18 protein-coding genes are annotated in these 21604 nt (G+C 38.1%); 5 read left to right on the forward strand and 13 right to left on the reverse strand.

From position 1 onward, the window contains the following. Positions 1-113: 113 nt before the first annotated feature. The 4 genes from EDF66_RS02350 to EDF66_RS02365 form a co-directional block, all read right to left on the reverse strand. Positions 114-506: a hypothetical protein gene (locus tag EDF66_RS02350; RefSeq protein WP_132840278.1), complete on the reverse strand. Its 393-nt coding sequence runs from the start codon at positions 504-506 to the stop codon at positions 114-116. A gap of 74 nt (positions 507-580) precedes the next feature. After that, positions 581-1231 (reverse strand): hypothetical protein, encoded by a 651-nt coding sequence (locus EDF66_RS02355; RefSeq protein WP_132840279.1) that lies wholly within the window; start codon positions 1229-1231, stop codon positions 581-583. A gap of 243 nt (positions 1232-1474) precedes the next feature. Next, positions 1475-1960 (reverse strand): hypothetical protein, encoded by a 486-nt coding sequence (locus EDF66_RS02360; protein ID WP_132840281.1) that lies wholly within the window; start codon positions 1958-1960, stop codon positions 1475-1477. A gap of 82 nt (positions 1961-2042) precedes the next feature. Next, positions 2043-2378: a hypothetical protein gene (locus tag EDF66_RS02365; RefSeq protein WP_132840282.1), complete on the reverse strand. Its 336-nt coding sequence runs from the start codon at positions 2376-2378 to the stop codon at positions 2043-2045. Between the two features lie 134 nt (positions 2379-2512). On the opposite strand from EDF66_RS02365, the gene EDF66_RS02370 reads away from it, so the two are divergent. Both EDF66_RS02370 and EDF66_RS02375 read left to right on the forward strand, forming a co-directional pair. Continuing rightward, positions 2513-2971, forward strand: a complete 459-nt coding sequence (locus tag EDF66_RS02370) for a Crp/Fnr family transcriptional regulator (protein ID WP_207898393.1) — start codon at positions 2513-2515, stop codon at positions 2969-2971. A 175-nt stretch (positions 2972-3146) separates the two neighbouring features. Beyond that, entirely contained in the window at positions 3147-4376 is a 1230-nt protein-coding gene (locus tag EDF66_RS02375; protein WP_207898395.1) for an MFS transporter, read from the forward strand. Positions 4377-4664: 288 nt separating this feature from the next. Here EDF66_RS02375 and EDF66_RS02380 read toward each other — a convergent pair whose 3' ends face one another. The 5 genes from EDF66_RS02380 to EDF66_RS02400 all read right to left on the reverse strand — a co-directional run bounded on the left by EDF66_RS02380 (position 4665) and on the right by EDF66_RS02400 (position 10457). Beyond that, positions 4665-6194, reverse strand: coding sequence for a sulfatase (locus EDF66_RS02380; RefSeq protein ID WP_132840284.1), 1530 nt, complete (start codon positions 6192-6194; stop codon positions 4665-4667). Continuing rightward, the gene (locus EDF66_RS02385; RefSeq protein WP_132840285.1) at positions 6191-6574 is read right to left on the reverse strand and encodes a BACON domain-containing protein; all 384 of its coding nucleotides are present in this window, start codon (positions 6572-6574) and stop codon (positions 6191-6193) included. Before EDF66_RS02385 ends, EDF66_RS02380 begins: the two co-directional genes overlap by 4 nt. Before the next feature lie 35 nt (positions 6575-6609). Continuing rightward, complete coding sequence (locus EDF66_RS02390; RefSeq protein WP_132840287.1) at positions 6610-6849, reverse strand: RNA polymerase sigma factor; 240 nt, start codon at positions 6847-6849, stop codon at positions 6610-6612. Between the two features lie 451 nt (positions 6850-7300). Beyond that, positions 7301-7768: a GyrI-like domain-containing protein gene (locus tag EDF66_RS02395; protein WP_132840288.1), complete on the reverse strand. Its 468-nt coding sequence runs from the start codon at positions 7766-7768 to the stop codon at positions 7301-7303. Positions 7769-7976: 208 nt separating this feature from the next. Then, the gene (locus tag EDF66_RS02400; RefSeq protein WP_132840290.1) at positions 7977-10457 is read right to left on the reverse strand and encodes a phosphocholine-specific phospholipase C; all 2481 of its coding nucleotides are present in this window, start codon (positions 10455-10457) and stop codon (positions 7977-7979) included. Between the two features lie 415 nt (positions 10458-10872). Between EDF66_RS02400 and EDF66_RS02405 the strand changes: the two genes are divergently transcribed. The 3 genes from EDF66_RS02405 (at position 10873) to EDF66_RS02415 (ending at position 13139) form a co-directional block, all read left to right on the forward strand. Next, on the forward strand, positions 10873-11685 hold the full coding sequence (locus EDF66_RS02405) for a helix-turn-helix domain-containing protein (RefSeq protein ID WP_132840292.1): 813 nt from the start codon (positions 10873-10875) through the stop codon (positions 11683-11685). A 71-nt stretch (positions 11686-11756) separates the two neighbouring features. Then, positions 11757-12443 (forward strand): DUF6624 domain-containing protein, encoded by a 687-nt coding sequence (locus tag EDF66_RS02410; RefSeq protein WP_132840293.1) that lies wholly within the window; start codon positions 11757-11759, stop codon positions 12441-12443. Between the two features lie 66 nt (positions 12444-12509). Beyond that, positions 12510-13139, forward strand: a complete 630-nt coding sequence (locus EDF66_RS02415; protein WP_132840295.1) for a hypothetical protein — start codon at positions 12510-12512, stop codon at positions 13137-13139. A 76-nt stretch (positions 13140-13215) separates the two neighbouring features. Here the strand turns inward: EDF66_RS02415 and EDF66_RS02420 are convergent, their stop codons facing one another. From EDF66_RS02420 to EDF66_RS02435, 4 genes are all read right to left on the reverse strand, one after another. After that, positions 13216-15270, reverse strand: coding sequence for a glycoside hydrolase domain-containing protein (locus tag EDF66_RS02420; RefSeq protein WP_207898397.1), 2055 nt, complete (start codon positions 15268-15270; stop codon positions 13216-13218). Positions 15271-15368: 98 nt separating this feature from the next. Further along, on the reverse strand, positions 15369-16604 hold the full coding sequence (locus EDF66_RS02425) for a YdcF family protein (protein WP_132840297.1): 1236 nt from the start codon (positions 16602-16604) through the stop codon (positions 15369-15371). 20 nt (positions 16605-16624) lie between these two features. After that, the gene (locus EDF66_RS02430; protein WP_132840299.1) at positions 16625-18145 is read right to left on the reverse strand and encodes a RagB/SusD family nutrient uptake outer membrane protein; all 1521 of its coding nucleotides are present in this window, start codon (positions 18143-18145) and stop codon (positions 16625-16627) included. 13 nt (positions 18146-18158) lie between these two features. Next, positions 18159-21407: a SusC/RagA family TonB-linked outer membrane protein gene (locus tag EDF66_RS02435; RefSeq protein ID WP_132840301.1), complete on the reverse strand. Its 3249-nt coding sequence runs from the start codon at positions 21405-21407 to the stop codon at positions 18159-18161. Positions 21408-21604 lie beyond the last annotated feature (197 nt).

Raw genomic sequence — 21604 nt, forward strand, 5'->3', positions numbered from 1 at the left:
GTTAATAATGAGGAGAATACCAAGAAAGTCAAGCGTATTTTTAGTAGTTTAAAATTGTACTGAAAAAAATATTAAAAATTTAAATACGATTTATATTCGCTGCTTGTTTTCCCTTATATCGAGTGCAATTTTTGCAATTCAAAACACCGCTTAACTGCTTTATCAATTTTTTCAAAAAACAACAGTTTGTTATTTTCAATGCGGTCTAAAAAAATAAGGTTTTTGATAGGACCAAATTTACGAACTTCAAGAGTAGAGGCATCAATTACTGCCAATTTAAAACCCCGCCCAATCACTTTGTTCACAAAAAGAGGGATATAAACATAGTGACCATCAATAATGGCAGGCCCACCAAATAATCCTGACATCTTAACTCCATTAATAGTGAGATGTCCAACTTCTGGTCCACCTTGACAAATTTCTGTTAACCTCGAATAGATTAATTCGATCTCTTTTGTACTTTTTTGAAGATTAAATTGAATTGGATCTTCATATTTATTCATCATAATATTTATTTTTCACAGTTTTAAGTTTAGCAATTCTTATTCAGTGAATGTAATCCAGTTAATGCTAAAATAATTTAGTTAAACGGCTCATTACCGAATTGTAGAATATGACAAGCAAACACTCTAGTAATTTCTTTCATTTCAAGTGGGTCATGAGTAACTATGAAAAAAACTCCGTTATTATTGACACCTAAAAAGTCTCCATCACTAAGCTCCTTTAAATGAAAATATTCAACTCCCTCTATACTTGAAATATAAACATCACTGCGATTTATATGCTTTAATTCCGCTGATGTCAAATATTTTTTAATTAGCCTAAATCCTTCTTCGCCCCACACTTTCTTTTTAATATCTCCATAAAAAATATTTTTATTATCGCATTCAAAAGTACTGTCTTTCAGATCACTTGAGTAACCTAAAAAGATATTATGAGCAAAATACAGTGTTATTACTATATTTCTAGTTGAATGCAGATCTTTTATTATCAGGTTCTCTAATATATAGTTGTATACCTTATGATTTTCAAATTTTTTATAAAAGGAAGTTGGGTATATGAAACTAATCAAATTTGGAATATCAGATCTATTAACACCTACTTTTTCAATAAAATTTAGTTGCGCTATATAATGTTTATATTCAACACCTAATTGATCTAATAGTTCACGGAAAACATCAATTTCCCAGCTTTTTAGTGTTCTAAATTTATTTTTAAATAACCTAAACATATTTATTTATTAAAACAGCTCATGATAGTTATATCTGTTTTTTTGTGATACTTATATATTATTGTACCCAAAAATAAAAACTTACATGTTTAAATTCGAATATCAGAAAGCTGTATTTCAATCCAGCAATTAATGCTTTGTTTATGTCGAATTTGCTGTGTATCTACTCCTTCTATACACAAATAATATTACCCAATGCGTCGTAAACGTAAATGATACAGCAGGAACTGGTGATATGAAACATCAAAAACTAAGCTCATATATATCCCCTTGATCACCATTACACTTAAGAAATATATCCTTTGGAATAGTTTCGAAGTCAATCGTAGTCATTATCGATTGATCACAATCAATTTTTTGCTTATTATCAAAGAGTAACTTATTGCAATCTAACTTAACAGGTAAATCATTAATTGCTCCTAGCACATATTTACCAAAGTATCTTTTCTTATAATCATATAACAAAATAGTTCCTGTTGTATGTCTATTTGGCCCCCATATTCTCCCCCAAGTTAAAATATGATATTTACTTTTATTTTTAGTTTCGACCTTTCCTAGATAGGTAATTATGACATCATTTAAGTAGTCTTTCCTATCACTCTGATTGAATGTAAAAGACTTACCAATAACATTTTTTAATATAACAGATATAACGATATCTTCTTTCTGCGGAGAAACATCAACAGAAGATAAACAGAGAAATATAAATCCGATTACAAACTTCATCATGAGATTTAAAAATCCATCAACTTAATTCTTAAGTGTTATAATAACCATTCCAAAAGTGCTAGCAAATTCTCCATAAAGGGCATCATCTTTTAGATTTCTTAAACGAGATTTCAGAGATATCTTCTTTCTTGATTCGTGCAAGCTCCCTACTTTTCATTAATTTAGTATCTAAAGCACTTGTCATAATCAGTACAGAAAAGTCACCCTTTTCTAAAGCTGGCTTCACACCATAATGAAATATTGAAGAGTTTAGATAGATATTTTCTACGAATGCTTGCAAACTTTCTTCTTTTGGATGAGAAACCAATGATTGACCGAATAATTTTTTCCTTGACGAAGGCATAATATTATTCTGCGCATAAATGACTTCAATAGATGCAACTAGTCCTAGCAAAATAAGCGTTTTGATTTTATTCATAATTAGCGTTCTTTATCTCCTACTTGATATAGACAAGTTAAAAATAACTTTTACATAATGATCATTCAAATATTATAAAGTCCCTTAATAAAGCAATATGTATTAAAAACGATATATATTCTATACCTTTAAATATGCAATCATTTGTTTCCATTTTATGCAACAAATACGGAGTTTCTTCCGAATTAGTCTCTCAGCTTCTATTGAAGATGGAGAAGAAATCATTTGGTAAGCATGAACTCGTTATGGGGCCTGATAATCTGAAGCAAAATTATTACATCATAAGCGAAGGGATTTGGAGGGGTTACCGTATCTTCGATGGTGAAGAAAGAACGCTATGGTTCGAGCGATATGGTGACATCCTGTATTCAGAAGCTTCTGCGGATTACAGGATTGAATCAATTTCCAGTAGTTCAGCTTATGTTATATCAAAAAATGATCTTGATGTACTTTGTCAAGAGTCTCATGAAATTTCAAATCTAATTCGTGCCATTTTAGAGCAATACTATTTTGAAATTACCGAATGGCTCATCATGCTCTGTCAACCTACTGCTCGCGCACGATATCTAACCGTATTGAAAAAAAGATCCTGAAGTATTTCAACTCGTCCCACAAAAATATATTGCTTCTTGTCTGGGTATGACTCCGCAATCACTAAGTCGCATTCGAAGGCAAATCGTAAAGTAACAGACGAAGTTACCAAATGTTCACGTTTGCAAATCTTCAAACCTCTAATTTTGCATTTCAAACTTATTAATGTAGAAAAAGATGGAAGCAAACGTAGAAATTAACAACTGGAAAAATAAATTCTCGATCATTTGGACAGGACAGTTATTCTCTATCTTGAGTAGTTCAATCGCTCAATTTTCCATGGTACTGTGGATCGGAATGGAAACCGGTTCTGCCGAAGCTCTTGCTTATGCTGCTATAGCCGGTTTGTTGCCACAGATACTTTTAGGACCATTTGCTGGTGTATTTATAGACCGATGGAACCGCAAATGGACTATGATCGGCGCCGATTTTTTTGTTGCCATCTGTTCAGCAATCATTTCCCTGTTCTTTTACTTGGATATCGTTGAATTATGGTCTATCTATATTTTATTGATGCTAAGATCTGTAGGAAGTGCATTTCATGCTCCAGCTATTAAGTCTATTATACCGGTTATGGCTCCTAAATCTAAACTGGTTCGTATTGCAGGTATCAATGAAATTATTCAGTCAATATCGATAATATGCGGTCCCATGTTGGGTGCTATATGTTTATTGACATTTGGTATGAGTACTGTTATGTTATTAGATGTAGCGGGTGCTATTATTGCTTGTACATCATTACTATTTGTATCAATCCCTCACGTAACGAATATCGGAAAATCTGCGAAGAGTATCTTACAGGACATGAAAGAAGGTGCAACAGCGATTCTCAGAAATAAAGGTATGTCTTGGCTAATGGCTTCCGAGGTGGTGGTCAATTTCTTTGTTATGCCAATCGTAGCGGTAATGCCGTTAATGACATTGCATTACTTTCATGGATCAGCTTATCAGGTTAGCTTGATCGAAGGATTGTATGGAATTGGTTTACTCGTTGGTGGTGTTATTTTAAGTGTATGGAATCCGAAGTTAAAAAAAGTGACGTTAATTATCTTCGGGTTTTCTGGATTAGGGCTTGTTCTTGCACTATGTGGCGCATTACCGTCTAGTTTCTTCATCACCTACGCCGTGTTGACAATTGGTCAGGGATTAGCGGTGCCGCTTTTTACGGGCCCGTTTACAGTATTAATACAAACACAATTTGAGTCTGTCTATTTAGGTCGTGTATTCGCTTTATATAGTAGCTTAAGCCAATTCCCCGCCATCATTGGTTTACTCTTTGCGGGTTTTATTGCTGACGAAATAGGTGTTGAAAAGCTTTTCCTTTTTGGGGGTATCGTTGTGATGCTGGCAGGAGTTTCTTTGTTCTTTATACCAGCTGTGCAACGGGTGGAACATCATAAGTATTAAACATGTGTTAAAGGTCTCGTCGACCTACTTCTTGAAGAGAAACGCACAACGTGTTCCATTAACAGGTGTATCAATGTGATCTTGGTTTGGCATTTAAATTTTGAAATACTCAAGCAAGAATTTTTGTTAAAGGAAAGGCCGTTTGAGGATATCAAACGGCTTTAAAATTGATTTAAATTACACCTTTAGGCTATTTTATTTTATCTGTGAATATATCTTCGGAGTTATTCATAAGGTATGCTTATAAGCTCAAATCAACTGATTGTAAAATAGTTTTATTATACAATGCTAATCGATGTTTATCTTATAAATTGCAGCTGCTTCTGTATCATCAAACAGATGAATTTGCTTAATTAGCTTTTTCTTCATCATTTTCACGATGGAACTATAGGCAGGATCATGATAGACATTATGAAGTTCTTGAGGGTCTTTTTGTAAATCGAAAAGTTCCCATGCTTCCTGACGTTTATAATATCGAATTAATTTGTGACGGTCATCACGTACTCCAAAATGGGGACTAACAGCATGTTCTCCATTTTCAAAGTAATGATAGAAAAGATCTTTCCGATGTTCTGTTGATGGATTTTTAAGCACATGTACAAAAGACTCTCCCTGCATGTCCTTCGGTTTTTTGACTGATGCAAGTTCCAGGAGAGTCGGTGCAATATCGGCATTGACAACCTTTGCATTGATTTCAGTATGGGGTTTTAAAATTGCCGGGTAGCGCATGACCATGGGTGTACGGAAGGATTCTTCATACATCCAACGTTTATCAAACCAACCATGTTCGCCCATATAAAAACCTTGATCGGACAGATAGATCACGACTGTATTTTCCCTTAGTTGCTTACTATCTATGTAGTCCAATACATTTCCGATGTTCCTATCCATGGATTGTGCTGTATTGAGGTAATCGGTCATATAGCGTTTAAACTTCCACTCTGCTAAAGCTTTTCCGGTCAACTTGGATTGCTTAAGTTCTTCATAAATCGGTCTGTAATAATTGATGTATTTTTCTTGCTGTGCTGATGTCATGCGTTTGAAATTACCATCCTGCATCATCGCTTCAACAGATTCGAACATCTTTAGATCGTAGCCCATACGCATATCCTTGTCAATAGACATCTCCTGAAGCTTGGCTGGTTTACGGCTTTCGTAATCATCGTAAAAGGTTTCCGGCAATTTAAAATCGACGCTGTCATAGGTGCCAAAATCTGCAGGATCGGGCATCCAGGTACGATGGGTAGCTTTATGCCCGATAACCAAGCAAAAAGGCAGTTCTTGATTTACGGTATCGAGCCAGCTTAAAGCTTTATCGGTCAAGATGTCTGAAACATATCCTTCACTTCGTTTAAGACCTTGTTTACTAATGAAATCCGGATTGAAATAGGTACCTTGATCCACCAGAATGTCAAAATAATTGAATCCTTGTAATTTGTCTCCCAAATGGATTTTACCGACCCAAGCGGTATTGTACCCTACTTGTTGGAGTTGTTTGACAAATAGATCTTGGCTGAAATCGAACTCGGAAGTCTCATTATCTTTAAAACCATTTTTGTGGCTGTACTTTCCGGTCAATAAAGTGGCCCTACTGGGGCCACATATTGAATTGTTGACAAAAGCATTTTTAAAAATAGCTCCCTCATTGGCAATCCGATCTATCTGAGGTGTTTTTCCATATTTTGAGCCGTATGCTCCTATGGTTTGATAAGCATGGTCATCGGAAATGATGATGACGACATTAGGCCTTTTCTGTCCGTAAGCATGTCGTCCTGTAGTTAGGGCGAGCGCTAAAATTACAATAAAACTTAATTTCATGATCCCTTTTGTTTAAAATTGATGGTTACTTCTTCTTTGGAAGTGGAGTTTATTTTGACCCAGCCCAATCGATCTTGACCCGAATCATTGGCCTTGATCGTCAGTTTCTGCGTCACGTTACCAGAGCCATATTTGCGTTCCACACTGTACCACTGTACGTTTGCGGGCAATGTAACCCACCAGCCATTGGTACTGCCTACGATGCTGATGGTATAAGCAGCTTCTGCTTTTTCGATTTCGTTTGTCACGGTACTGGTTACCTGAAATGAACCAGCGATAGGTTTAGAAGGAAGGTCTTCTTTTTTACAAGCAATTAACGCTAATAAGATTAGGAGTATAAGGACACCGAAGTTTCCTTTTTTATAAATTAATGTCTTCATGATAGTGATTTTACCAATTTGGGTTTTGTTTCCATTTACCGGTATAAGTAGGCAGACACTGATTTGATCTCCGTAAGCTTTGGACCCATATTCCAGATTTCCCAAAATACTTCGCTAGCGACATCTTCAGCGTGACAATCGTCTTTAACAATGGATAAGGCGTATTGCTCAAGAATTTCAATATTTTGAATGAAGAGCTCCTTAAACACATATTCATCACGTATAATGGCGATTTTATGTTTTTGTTCTTCACTAAAATCCTTAATATCGTACATGTGTATGGTTCGTTGATTGGCTTGACTAATATAAACAAATCATACATAAAACATTAACAATTAAAAAAAATAAAGACTTTTACTTCAGCTTCCTGGCCGAATTTTTGAAAGGCTGGAATGATTTCTACAATTTGGACATACCTACCAAAAGCAATATTAAACTATTAAATTTAAACATATCTATCTGACTTAATATCTTTTGATTTGATTAAAAATTTAAGTATTTATTAAGGTATCTTAAACATTTTACTTCTTACCACAAACCTGAAAATTGTTTTATACTTAATATTATATGTTGCATGAATCTCCTGCTATTGGGTTTTTAGAAGTTGAATCAACATGCGGTATCAAAATTTGGTCATATAAAAGCCGTTTGGAATGACCAAACGGCTTTTATTTTAATACTATCTTATTTATATTTTTTGTGGTACTGCTGCAAAAACTATAAAGATCACGACTTAACAGAGATATAGGTCTCTACCTCGGCTCCAGGACCATCATTATATTTTTCACCATGTACGCTAAAATCTGCTTTGTAAGCTCTTCTTGAATTAAATTCTTGATCAGCCCAAATACCCAGCCAGGTATTGAGTATAGCTTCTGGCATCTTTCCTTTGGACACATATTCAGCATAGTCTCCCCCTTCGATCACTAGCCCTATAAGTCCTTCTGGAACGACCATTAACGTGTTTACTTCATATCCGATAATGGTATCGTAATAGCCGGTAAAATCTGTTTCATAATTTGTATAAACGGCATAGATGTCGTTATTTATCTTTTGCTCAAGTTGATGTATGGTTTCATCTTTCAAAAACTTTTGCCATAATAATTCGATATCATTTGCAGCCTGTCCATTTTCATTGGTAGTTCGAATGACCATACCGATAATCTTCTTTTCTTGAATGGTGATGTTGTTCATTTTTTGATTTTTAATATTTAAACGAAGATAACGATGGCGACTGACAGCAGTATGTCAGCAGTAATAGCGACATTGAATTAAACTTATGCCCGATTAAAAGGAATCATATATAGAATGATACGCTGTTAGTTTGCACCTAAATAAAAGCGTCGTACAATTTGAGATGTATGACGCTTTTTGTTTAATAATGGAAAGACCGTTGCGACTTTTATGACAGTAATGGATCGCTTTTCGCGTTTTGCCCAACTTCAATACGTCCTGCAAACTGTTCGAAATAGTTCAAGTATCCATTACAGCTTACCTTTATATCATACCAAAAATGCTGTTTGGATAAAGCAACTATGGCAACCGAGGTCGAACCGGCACGCACCTTCATGTTACGTACCGCTTGTCCATAGCTGTTATCTTGAAGCAATACTTCAACCTGACGGTCTTCTTGATTCGCGATCTCGAACAGCAATCGGCCTGTCAATCCTTTACCTTTTTTATCACGTTCGTAACGACAAGAAATTTTAATTTTCGGATTTTCTTTACCTCCGGTAAATGTTCGAAAAAAACCATTTGGACCGTAAACGCTCAATTTATAAGCAGGCTTTTCGAAGTCATTTAATGACCAACTATCGGACAATCGGTCTCCTGCGACGGTAGCATAGTTCCAACTTCTCCCCTGTTCATTATGATAAGGAGTTTCACTGTAAACGGTAAATGCTGCTCCTGCTGATGCGGCACCGAATACGCTATTTGCAGACTCAAAGGAGATTTTATATGCTGCATTTTCTTGATCAAAATATCCATCAACATAGAGTTCATAGGGTAGCCCACATGAATCTCTATTCCCTTTCTCCTGTTTCGGGAAGTAGGGCGAAGTTCGAGGATCTTGCTCTATCTGCTCTATTTCAGCTTGATTTAAGACTTTAAATCCTTTGGGCACATCTTTAAATTGTGCTTGATGAATGCTTTTAATAAATGGCTTTTTCTGAACAAATTCGGGTTTTGCTATCACTTCGCCGTTATATGGTCTGAAAGCGGAGGTTAAATCTCCACAAACGGCCCTCCTCCATGCTGTAATATTAGTCTCTTCGATATCAGAACGTGTTTTGTGATTAATGAACCGCTCTAAAAACTGTAATGGTGAGGTGTGGTCAAACACCTGTGAATTTACCCAACCTCCACGGGACCATGGAGAAGCTATGATCATCGGTACACGATACCCCAGGCCGATGTTACTTTCACGGCCGCTTTCGGGATGATATTGCTCTTCTTTTGTTACATATTCCAACCGTGTGTCGATGCCTTGAGAAACTTTACCTGAATCTTGACGATAAGGGTTTGGCGCCGCAAAAGGTGCCACATGGTCAAAATAACCATCATTTTCGTCATAAGTAAGGATAAAGATAGTCTTTTTCCATACTTCTGGATTTTTGGTTAAGATGTCCAGAACTTCACTGACATACCAGGCTCCGAACCAAGGTGAATCGGGGTGATCCGAGAAAAGCTGTGGTGCAGCCAGCCAAGATACTGTTGGCAGTTTACCTGTGTCGACATCTTCTCTAAACTGATGCAAGATGTCACCCTTCGGTATTTGGAGGTGACGGGTCTCATCGCCTTCTTGATATTCCATCTGCTCGAGCTCCATATAATCGGGAGCAGCACTGTTATTGACAAATGCACGTCGGTGGATTTCTTTTGTGTGCGCGCTTAACTTCTCAAAGTTTTCGTCCGTATACAGCTCTTGCTCTTTTAAGGTTTCTTGCAGTTGCTTTTGCAATTTATCATACTCTACCCCAGTTACAATATCTTTTTCCTTTAGCTCTTCAAGCTTTGCGTCGATCTGCTTTCTTTTTTCAATCAATAAATCTTGATAACGCTTGCTATATTTGACAGCATATTGAGGGAAATATTCCATTACATTACACCCAAAATTCCCCAACCAACTGTTTTCTTGACCACTGTAACCGGCACTACTGGAGGATATTTCATTTTGATATATTTTCCAATCCACTCCGCTTTCTGTCAGGCGTTCAGGAAAAGTTTTCCATGTGGCTTTACCACTGAACTCGGAATCTCCGTTCCACACCAGTGCTTTATCGGTCAGTTTTTCTCTGATATTGCCTGTCCAAAAATAAAGCCTATTGGGATTGGTGCCTGTTAGACTGGAACAAAAATATTGATCGCAGATGGTAAATGCATCGGCAATGGCATAGTAGAACGGTATATCTTCACGCGTATAATGACCCAATGTTAAGGGCATCTCTTTAAAATCTTTAAATCCCGAACGTTTTACATCCAGCCATCGATTCATTTTGCCCTGATTACGTGCATCGGTCTGGTCTGTCCAATTGTGTGGCAGACAGCCCATCCAAGTGACTTTAGAATCTTTTATATCCAGTCGAAAAGGAGCGTATGTTTTACCATCAGCTTGTGTCTGTAACCAGACTTTCTGGTTATTGGGCTGACGGATAGTACGTGGATCGTTAAATCCTCGAACTCCCCTTAAGGTACCAAATGCATGGTCAAATGATCTATTTTCTTGCATAAGCAGCACAACATGTTCTGCATCATAAAACGTACTCCCTAAAGTGGGATCTATGGCCATGGCCTTAGCAATAGACTGAGGTAGCAGTTGCGACAATGACATACCACCTGCCAGCATCGCTGCTTTTTTTAGAAAATCTCTCCTGTTATCCATTTTATCAATTATTCTTTTAAATGATCATTCTTTAATCAGCCCCATCCATTCAACTTTTCCCTTACTCACAAAAATGCGCCAGTGTCTTCTTAATATTGTAATATCATGTGAGACTTGAAAATACGAATTATAGCTTGTTTATAATGAACAGCAATTATAAACTAATTATTGGAAATAGAATATTATTTTTTTATCAATTCCATGTTTCTGAGTAACGATAGAAATGGGATATTACCCATCGCCGTGGTCATATATTGATTGTAGTGATTGAATTAGGCAGGATGATAAGGGAGAAAAAACTAAAGATCATACGGGAGATAACTTTTGGAAATGTGCCTCTTATAGGTGCAAGTGCGCGATAATCTTATTATCTTTAAGATATATCTCCTTTTATAATTTTTTTAGATATACTATTATGTTTACCAATATTATACCACTTTCCGATCAACTAAAAAAATATATTACCTGTTTTACAGTATCACATCATGGAGAGACTTTTCCTTTAAGGTATACAGCGTTTCCAAATCTCGGCACGTGTCTAGCCCTCTTTAACCATACCTCGATATCCATACAGCCCAACGAAGTTACTTTCACAAGAGATGAAACCCATGGGCCTGAAATTATTGTACTGGGTAGATTAACACAACCGACACTAATCACGTTTAATAATCCTGTAAACGAAATAAGCATTAATTTTACACCCAGCGGTATCAACTTTTTTTTCGAGTTACCATTTTTAGAAATAGCCGCTCAATCACATCAATTACTGAACGAATCCAAATGGTCTAGATTTGCTTCACAACTCTTTTCAATTCCTCTAGAAAAGAGAATTGAGTGCCTCGAAGAATTTCTTTTATTAAATTTAAGCGTGCACAAAGGTGATCCATTAGAAAGAATTTATAACAGCACTTCTAAAGTCGATAAATTGACCGTGAAAGAGCTGGCAGCATCCGCCTGTATGTCTGAACGAAATTTCTTACGGTATTTTAAAAAGTACGTTGGTTGCACTCCTTCCCTCTTTAAAAAAATAATTAGATTTAGAAATGTACTGGATGCGCAATACTCGAAAAATACAAACGCATACCATAGGTTTTTAATTACGGAAGATTATTACGATTCATCGCATTTCAGAAAAGAATTTGTACAATTTACAGGTTGTGCATTGAGGTCCTTTACAAAAGGTACTTTCCTGCCTGGAAATGGGAGTTCAGTCTTTAAACTGATGTAAAAGTTGTCCGATTTATACCTTTTGGGCTTCTTCCTATCGTGTATTTTTGGTAAGTAAAATAAGTTGTAATTATGAAAGAAGTATTCCTATCAGTATTAGCACTCATTAGCATAAGCTGCTATGCTCAACAGCCATTAAATCTGGAATTAAAGAAACAATTGGATAGCATTCTACGAACTGATCAGGGTATAAGAGAATTTTTAGATCCTCAGGTTACAGATGAAAGGAAAGATACCATTGCTCAGTTCCTCAATTATCCGAGAGCTTTACTGGATAAAAGTAAGTGGAAAATTATGCAAAAAATTGATTCAATAAATATTGAAAAGGTAGAGCATATCATTGAAAAATATGGTTACCCAGGTAAAACATTAGTTGGTGAACCTGAAAATACAGCTGTTTTTTATGTAGTACAGCATTCAGATAAAATCTCAAAGTATTATAAAATAATTGAAAATGCAGGAAAAAATAAAGAATTACCTTTTCGATATGTTGCTATGATGCTGGATAGAAAACTTACTAGCGAAGGAAAAGAACAGATATACGGTACCCAAGTATATATGCAAATGGTCAATAATCCAAAAACCGGTAAAAAAGAGCCATTTGAATATGTGATGCCTATTAAAGATGCTAAAAATGTAAATAAGAGACGGAAAAAAGCTGGTTTTGATTCTACAGTGGAAGAAAATGCACAGAGACTCGGCGTGGTCTATAAAGCATATACACAAAAGCAAATAAATGATGTTATTAACAATAGGTAGACGTATCTTTAGCTGTTTAACATGAGCTTCTATTGACGAATGATTAAAACAAATTGTTAAGTGATTATGAGAAGAACTAAAGCTTATTCAAAAAAAGGATTTCACATTTTTATCGGATTACTTTCAGTATTATTCGTCCTGTTCTACAGTTCGTGCAGTTCAATATCTCCGAAATATTTAGCAAAAACTGCCGATGAATATACTGTTTCTAAAATAGTATCCCAGGAGATTTACAGCTTTGATAATTTTCCGCAGAAAATCGGAAGCCGAATAAATCCCATTCTAAAAAAGAGCTCACAGGAAAATGTCGATTGTCTCTGGAATTTCATTGAGCCTGGTTATTATAAACGCGATAGCCTCCAATATCTTTATAAGACCTCATTGGAATTAATTGGCAAAAATAAAATTCATTTAAAATTGATTGATACTGTGGGGCATGTTGTGCGGGAAAAAACAATAAAAATCAAATCGGAACCGCAAAACTTTATCTCGTTTCGAAAGACAGATATGGACATTTACATTCTATTAAATAGATTTACCTCAACAACATTTTGCCTCGCCATATCTAAAAATGGCAACTTAATCGTACCAAGTGAAACCACAGCAGGTGGCTTTCTCGTGTTTTTTCCTTTTGCAGGGAATCAGGATATTGCGACGAATACTTATAAAAGAATCGATGCAGGCTACAATCATTGACCAAAATTTCAATACCAAATCGATAAAACAGCCGTTTGGTGATTTCAAACGGCTCTTCATCAATCAGATTTTAATCTCATTCTTTCAGATCTGAAACCCAGATATTATCTATACCATAAGTGGAAGGTTCGGCGCTGGCCTCTATCTCCAGTAATCCACCTTTATCAAGTTCATCATGATGTAACCAAAGTCTGTTGATATCTTTACCATTGAGTAAAACCCGTTTGATATAGTTGTTTTTATCGTTATAGTTGAGCACTTTGATTTTCAGTTTCTGCTCTCCCTGCTGTACGATAATCTCTGGAAATAAAGGGATGCTGACATAATAAATGGGCTGTCCGATCAGAGGTTGATGTAAACCCAGTGCCGTGAGTACAAACCAACCTGACATGGCGCCGGCATCGTCATCCATGGTGCGTACAAATGCTTTGGGCTGGTTTTTGTATATCCGGTCTATAAAAGGATCGATACCACGGCTATTGTCATTAAAGTAATATTGTATTACCGTATCCAGAGCCAGTTCCCGTACCAATGATTGATAGCGTGATGGCTTACTGCTGGCATAATAGGATGTGGGTGACTGTATATCGGGTTCATTGGCACGATTAAAATAATGGTGATCAAAAAAATCATTCAACTGTGCAGTGAATGTTTCTTTCCCTCCTGCCAGATCTACTAATCCCTGCATATCAAAGGGTACATTCCAGCGATACTGGCGGATTGTACTTTGATACATATTTCTTGCCGACATACGGTCTACATCTGGACGATTGAGATCTTTAAATTCTTTTAACCAAACGTTTCGGTAACTACTGGCTCGGTCCAGGTAATACTTGCGTTCTGACTGGAACAGACCTGCCATAGCCCACATATCATAAGCAGCTTCTAAATATTTATCTGGTTTAGAAAAATCAAAACGCAACGTATCCTGGACTAAGGAGTCACAGATAGCGGTTAGATTTATATCATACCCTTTTTTATGGGCATCTAAAAGCACTACCGCAGCATGTTCTGTTCGAACAGAATTTGCTGGTTCGTGAGGACCGGCGAAATCAAATTTTCCATAACGATAGAGATCTGAAACCGAAGAAACAATATCTTGATACTGTTTAGGATAGAGCAGTTCTAAAAGCGGCAACTGTGTTTTATAATTGTCCCAGATGGCCCAACCGTGATAGCGCTTACCTTTGGAATAGTGGACTTGCCCATCTGTACCGTTGTAGTTACCGTCTGATTCATTTATCTGATAGGGTGATTGAAGGGTCCGATAAAGCAAAGAATAGAAAAGCTTCTCGCGCTCAGGATCTCCTTTGACTATAATACCCGACAGGTAACTTTCCCAGCGATGATCTGAAGCAGTTTTTACCTGGTCGTAAGTTTTATTGCTATTAACTTTTAAAGTGGTTTCGGCATAATTTGGACTTACAGCAGAAAAAGCGATCCGTAATGTTGTTTTTTTTACCTGCTTATCCAGATGAAGAGTCAGGAGATTATCAGTTCCTATCCAGAGGCTGCCAGATGTAACAGCGATTGCATAATGAATGCTGTATATACCTACGCCGCAAGTTGTTTTTGATCTGACAGTTCCTTTGATCATACCATTGTTGTCCATGGTATAGGTGTTCGACACAAATGAACCATTGAATGCATGTGCGAGATCCAATGTCAGTCCTTTTTCTCCTTCAGGAAAAGTGTATTGATGAATTCCAAAGTTTTCATGAACGGCAAATTGTGCTTTTATACGACCCTTTAATGCAATGTCATAATATCCCGGCCCTGCCTTTTCCTGCTCTTTAATCAGGGGTTTGCCATCATCCTGATGTCCTAGAAATGGCTTTATCAAAATGAGACCTCCGCTCCCCTTACAACCCACACCTTCAAATCTATTGTGGGTAAATCCCAGTATTTCTTTAGCGAGGTGCTCATAACCCATATGCAACGTGGGATAGGTTTGAGGAGCGATACTCATCTGATGGAAAGGTGAAGATGCGGCGGGAGATAGCTGTCCGTGATCTCCAGAAGATCCAAGAAATACATTTGTCAATTCTGTCTTTGTCTGAGCATGAAGTGCTAAAAAGGAAATGAATGACATTAAAAAGCTGGTCGATAATTGTCTCAAGTATTTTTTCATAACGCTGTTTACAGGTCTCAAAAAGAGACCTGTAAATTACTATAATTATAGGGTTAGTAATGGAAATATATAAAAATTGAAGAAAGAATCAGAAACAGCTAAGGATCTAACGGTTCATCCGGATCTATGGTTAGAGATTCTATACGCGGTTTAAACTCCATAATGACATCACTGATGCGTTTTCCAAGCTCATACGGTACATATCCTAATTCCCGCATGCAGCGATCGGCCATATTTTGAACGGCATCGATATGTGGTACACTACTATTAACGATTGCAAATTTATCTTTCGGAAATCCATAAGTCAACAGGATACGGGCAGTATTACGCAGGTTAGTGGTGGTATGGCGTGCATGTGGATCAATCAAAATTGCTTCTTCAGGCACACCGAGTACCTGCATCAGGTATTTTTTCATCTCCAGCGCTTCGATGTAGGGGGTTTTATAGGGATGTACGCGTCCGCCTGAAACTATAATAAAGGGAGCTAATCCATCGAAATAACTGCGAGCTGCCATTCTGGAACGCAACATTCCGCCGGGGCTGATTGGTTGACCGTATTGATCTGGTCCTGCTCCTAAAGTCAATAACAGGCTATAAGGATAGCGGTCAAAATCTGTTATTCGGATCGCTTCGTATGCTTTCTTATTCTCCAACTGCATCAAAGGTTCCAATTGTGCCGCGTCCCATCTTTCGTTAACTTCCAATAGCCTAACAGCTGTCCAAAGTGATTCGTAGAATGCTAACTTAGGTTGCTGTACATCTTTGAGAACGTCCTGTGCCACATCTTTGAGCAAGTGTAGATATGATTTACTGGTAATATTAAAAGAAATAGAATCTATACGCGGATAATTAGGTTTCTTAGCTCCGGCATAAACATCGATCACATAGTTCATTGCTTCAAGATCCTGTCGCAATGCGCGAGCAAGGTATTCATCGGCTTTCTTTCCATGTGAAAGCCCATAGGTCTGTGAATCCATCAGCCGATTGCGGAAGGATTGCCCTTTCTGGCTTTTGGTGTTAGCAACAAAAATGTTCACTAAAAGATCAATTTCCTGTTGTTTCCATTTGAAGGCATCCACAAAGCATGCTACGGCTGCACATTTAGTATTATTGAGGTAGCGGCTATGCCGTTTTTTCAGTAGATTTTGAACTTCAGGCAGAGACAATAATTGTCCAATCAGTACGCTATCTTGACTTAGAATAAAAGAGGCATAATAGTTTTTGGCGATCACCCAATCTTGTGGGCTTCTATCGCTATGAAACTCCTGGCCCCAGGTTACATTCGAAAGGCATGTACCTAGGACCAGAAGCCATATTTTTATCGTATTGATCATAAGAGTAGTTTGTCACTAATTTAGTATCCTGTATTTTGATACATCTTTTCAGGATTTAGCTTATACTCGTCAAATGGTATCGGATAGTAGCGATCTTTAATCGAAATATTGGATAACTTGGCATTACCATAGTCGGCCTGACTCTTCTTTTTAAAATATTCGACCAGTGCATTTGCATCATAATTACGGATGAGATCAAACCATCTGTGATTTTCAAAGGCAAGTTCTACACGGCGTTCATGCAAAATAGCCTCTTTCAATGTCGGGTATTTGGCTGCGTAACTGGCATTAGTCCTTGAAACTGCATATGATGGTAAGCCTGCTCGAAGCCTAACCTCGTCGAGCAAAGCAATAGCTTCTGCATCTTTACCCAAATTCATCTTCGCTTCTGCAAGGAGCAACATTACGTCGGCATAACGGATCAGTATCCAATCATTTCCTCCTCTTCCTTCGGTTCCTGCACCTTCACTGTTATCTCTAAATTTGGTGATAAACCAATCTTTAACTTGTGCATGTTCGGCAAATTTGATAGAAAAAATCTTGCGCAGATCTTGATCTTCATAATCTTTTACAAGATCATGCTTAACATTGCCTCCGATACCTGTTGATATAAATTTCGAATTGATGTTTTCTCCTCTCGCCTGATTATTGCGTGCGATACTTGAACTGTAGTTTTGGTCACCTTGCAGATACTGAATCTGCATTACCAATTCTTTACAGGTACTTTTTTTGCTAACATCGAATACTTCCGTATAAGGAATCTCCGTAAGCTTGCCAAATGTACGCATGCCGTATGATGCTGTCAGATATTGCTCTGCTTTTTGAAAATTAGTTTGTTTATCGCCTGCCAAGGTTGCTCCCATAGTCAGATAAACCTGTCCTAAAATAGCATTGATGGCTGCCTTGGAAGTTCGCCCTACAGCATACTGCCACTGCACATTGGGCAGGTTGCTGTTCAGAGCATCAGTTAGATCTGTTACGATCTGCTGATAAACAGTAGCTTCTTTTTGTCTATAGGCAATTTCGGCCGCTTGCTCTTTAGTCGTGATCTCGACCGTTGACAACGGAATATCACCGAATTTACGTACCATATGGAAATATAAGAGTCCTCTCACAAACTTGGTTTCGGCAATGTAACGTTCTTTGACTGCATTGTCGGCAAATGTTACACGGTCGATATTGGACAACAGCGTATTGCAACGTGCAATTCCATCGTACATAGCAGACCAGTGTGTTTTGATATAAGAGTTACTGGGCAATATGGAGAAATCATTAAACTGGAAGGGTTCTCCTGCATTGGACTGGTTATCATCGCGTCCGGTATTATCCGAACGCTCTTCGCTGTAAAGTGCACTGGACTCGCCGATGGTGCTTCCGGAACGCAATGCTTGGTACAAACCGTTAACAGCTAACAATACGTCGTTTTCTGACTTAAAATATGTGCCGACAGAGACCGCATTGGGGCTTTCCTGATTTAGGAAATCTTTATTGCAAGAGGATAATGCGAGAAGAACAAAGGGTAGTAAATATCTTTTTTTCATGATAGTCGATTTTTTAAAATGTAACTTTTAATCCGAGATTGAATGAACGTACCAATGGGTACAGACCGTAATCAACACCTGGAGTCAGATTGCCGCGTTGATTGTAATCGGGTTCGGGGTTGTAACCTTTGTATTTACTGATGGTAAATGGATTGTCAACACTCGCGGATATCCGAACGCCCGAAAGGGATAACTTGTTTGCTGCTGCACTTGGCAGACTGTAACCCAGGATGATATTTGTCATCCGAAGGAATGAACCATATTGTAGGTAGAAAGTCGACAGACGTGTGCTGTTACTCTGGGTTCCACCACGTGAGGCACGATATACTTCACCATTACCTGGATTTGAAGCTGATCTATAGCGCTGTGCAACATCTGCATATTGATTGCCTGACCCTTCCATATTATACAGGTAATAATCGTAGCCATCCAAAACTTTGTTGCCTTGGGATCCATTGAACGAAGCTCTTAAGTCAAAGTTTTTATACCGTGTACTGATCGCAAATCCATATGTAAAATCGGGATGTGGACTACCGATAATACGTTTGTCTTCATCGTTTACAATACCATTACCATCTACATCCTCAAAATAAAGATCACCCGGTTGCAATGGATTGGTTGAACCTGCAGATGGGGCAACACTTTTATAGTTCTCTTCGGTAGCTACTCCCAACACTTTGAATCCATAGAACATGCCGATTGGACTGCCTTCTTGGGTAATATGTGTGATGTATGAGCGCTCTGCCCCATTGGTCATAATGGTAGAACCTCCACCAAGATCAAGTACTTTATTTCTGTTGACATTGATGTTACCACTGATACCTAAATCAAAGTCCTTTTTACGGATCAAGGTAGCATCGACCTGAAGGTCAAACCCTTTATTTTCGACTTTACTATTAGGCAGATTGGTCAATATGGTCGTCGCTCCCGATACTGCGGTGATCGGCTGATTGAATAGCATATCGGACGAACGACTCAAATAAATATTGGTCATGATATTCAAGCGACCCCGGAGAAGTCCCAAATCCAAACCAGCATTGTATTGTGAGGTGGTTTCCCAACCTAATTTCGGGTCGCGTATATCTCCTGGCGCTAATGAGGTTTCCACTTTATCACCAATGATCACACCTGTGGGTGAATTGTATGTAGTGATGGCATTATAATCGCCAATATTGTTATTTCCACTTTTCCCCCAGCTTGCCCTCAGTTTCATCATCGATCCCGCTCCTAACCAAGCATCATAAAAATCTTCTTTGGAAATTGTCCAGCCCGCAGATACGGAAGGAAATGTTCCCCATTTAGTTTTGGGTCCAAACCGGGATGAACCGTCGGTACGGAATGACGCGGATAGAAAGTATCTGGAGTCATAGCTGTAATTGACCCGGCTAAAGTACGACTGCATTGTTGTTATTCTTTTGTAAGCGTCACGCAACTGAAAATTTGACGGATCTGCTCCTTTATTGCTAATCTCATCGATTGCATCATTCTGAAATCCGTTGGCGCGAACAGACATATAGTCAATATCTGTCCTTTGGGCTGAGTAACCTAACAGAGCAGTCACTTGATGGTTTTCTGCAAATGTCTTACTATAATTTAAGGTCGTTTCGATGAGCTTATCGATCTCACTTCGGGTAGTGGCATCGGCATAAGCTGCTGCTTTTGCAGAATTTGAATAGGGTGCGTTATTACCATTTGAGATACTTGTCGGTCGATAATAATCGTGCTTCTCGTCGTAAGTTGATAATCCACCGTTCACTTTTAGGTTAAGACCATCTATAATGGAGAAATCTGCAAAAGCATTGTAAAGTCCACGCTTCCCGCGTCTATTATTTTTGATCTCAGTGACGTAAGCCAACGGGTTTTCCGGATTCTGGACACCAAAGTTATTGGCAGAAAGATCAGCCATTAAAAATTTGGCATAGCTACCATCCTCATTATAAACCGGTAGCGTGGGTAAATAGATCAATGCGGCCATGGAAGGGCTGCTGTCATAGCGGCCTGTGGTGACCTCATCGTTATCATTATACGTGAAAGATACATTGGTACCTACAGTGAGCCGCTTGCTAACCTTGGCATCGACATTGGCTCTAAAATTAAAAACCTGTTGTCCAGTACCCAACATAATACCGTCTTGATCTTGATATGATGTACTTAAAAAGTATCTATTTTTGTCATTTCCTCCGTATGCGGATAAGTTGTGTCTTTGAAAAGGTGCATTGCGATAAAGCGCATCCTGCCAATCGGTATCATACTTTGCTTTCTTAGCAAGTCCTGTCGAAAAATCGTAATACTCTTCTGGAATAGAAACAGAACCGGCATTGCTTACACGAGCGACGCGGTCGGCATTGCTGTCTAAGCGCATATTATCATTCCAAGTCAATCCTCTACCAGTGACCAGGTCTTTGTAGGCATTATTTCTTCCATCGATCAATAAATCAATAAATTCGGCCGCATTTAGTAGATCTATCTTTTTTGATAATTGTCCGAAACCGCCTAATACTTCGTAATCTATATTACTACGTCCCTCTTTACCACGTTTGGTGGTAATAAGAACCACACCTCCTGCAGCTCTAGAACCATAGATCGCGGCAGAAGCGGCATCTTTGAGGATATCGATGGTCTCAATATCATTGGGATTGATATTTAAGTTATTGCCTGAAGGATATCCATCAATAACGTACAAAGGATCTGAACCTGCATTGATAGATCCTATTCCGCGTACCTTAATTTTGGTTCCCTCATAGGGTGCACCGCTGGTTTGCATGACTTGTACACCAGCTATTTTGCCGACTAAAGCTTGCGACAGTTTTGGTGATGTCAGGTTGAGCTCATCTGCTTTTACACTGGCAATAGCTCCTGTTACATCGGATTTGCGAACTTTCTGGTATCCAATGGATACCATCACTTCTTCGAGCTGTTGCCCTTCTGAAACCATCTTAATCTGAAAACCACTTTGAGCAGTAATGGTCTGTTGTGTGGTGGTATAACCGATGAACCGGATAGAAATGGTATCTCCTACTTTTCCGTCCATCACGAATCTACCGTTATGATCAGTCTGATAATCTTGTTGAGTGCGCAAATTTCGGACAGTAGCGCCAATAATGGGCTGACCAGCTTCATCGAGCACGGTTCCGGATAGCTGCTGTTGAGTGTTCAGTTCACTTTTCAGCAATGCTATTCTTAAATTGCTTGCTTCTGTAGGTAGTGAATGGCATGTAAGTGGTAATAACAGCCACAATAGTCTAGATGATTTAAAGTACATGAGTTTTGCCTTTACAAATAAGATTGATTAGCGGCAAAGCTATACGTTGCGTGTTAAATAGGGATTACCATAAGCTTATGAAATGATTAACAATCGTGTGCGTACCACTTAAAACATACTGTCCACAATAGAACAAAACAAGTCTTAATGATCGTGCATAACATGAATTTAAACTTATTCCTTAATTTTGAAATTCA

The organism is Sphingobacterium sp. JUb20 (assembly GCF_004342035.1).
GTDB lineage: Bacteria > Bacteroidota > Bacteroidia > Sphingobacteriales > Sphingobacteriaceae > Sphingobacterium > Sphingobacterium anhuiense.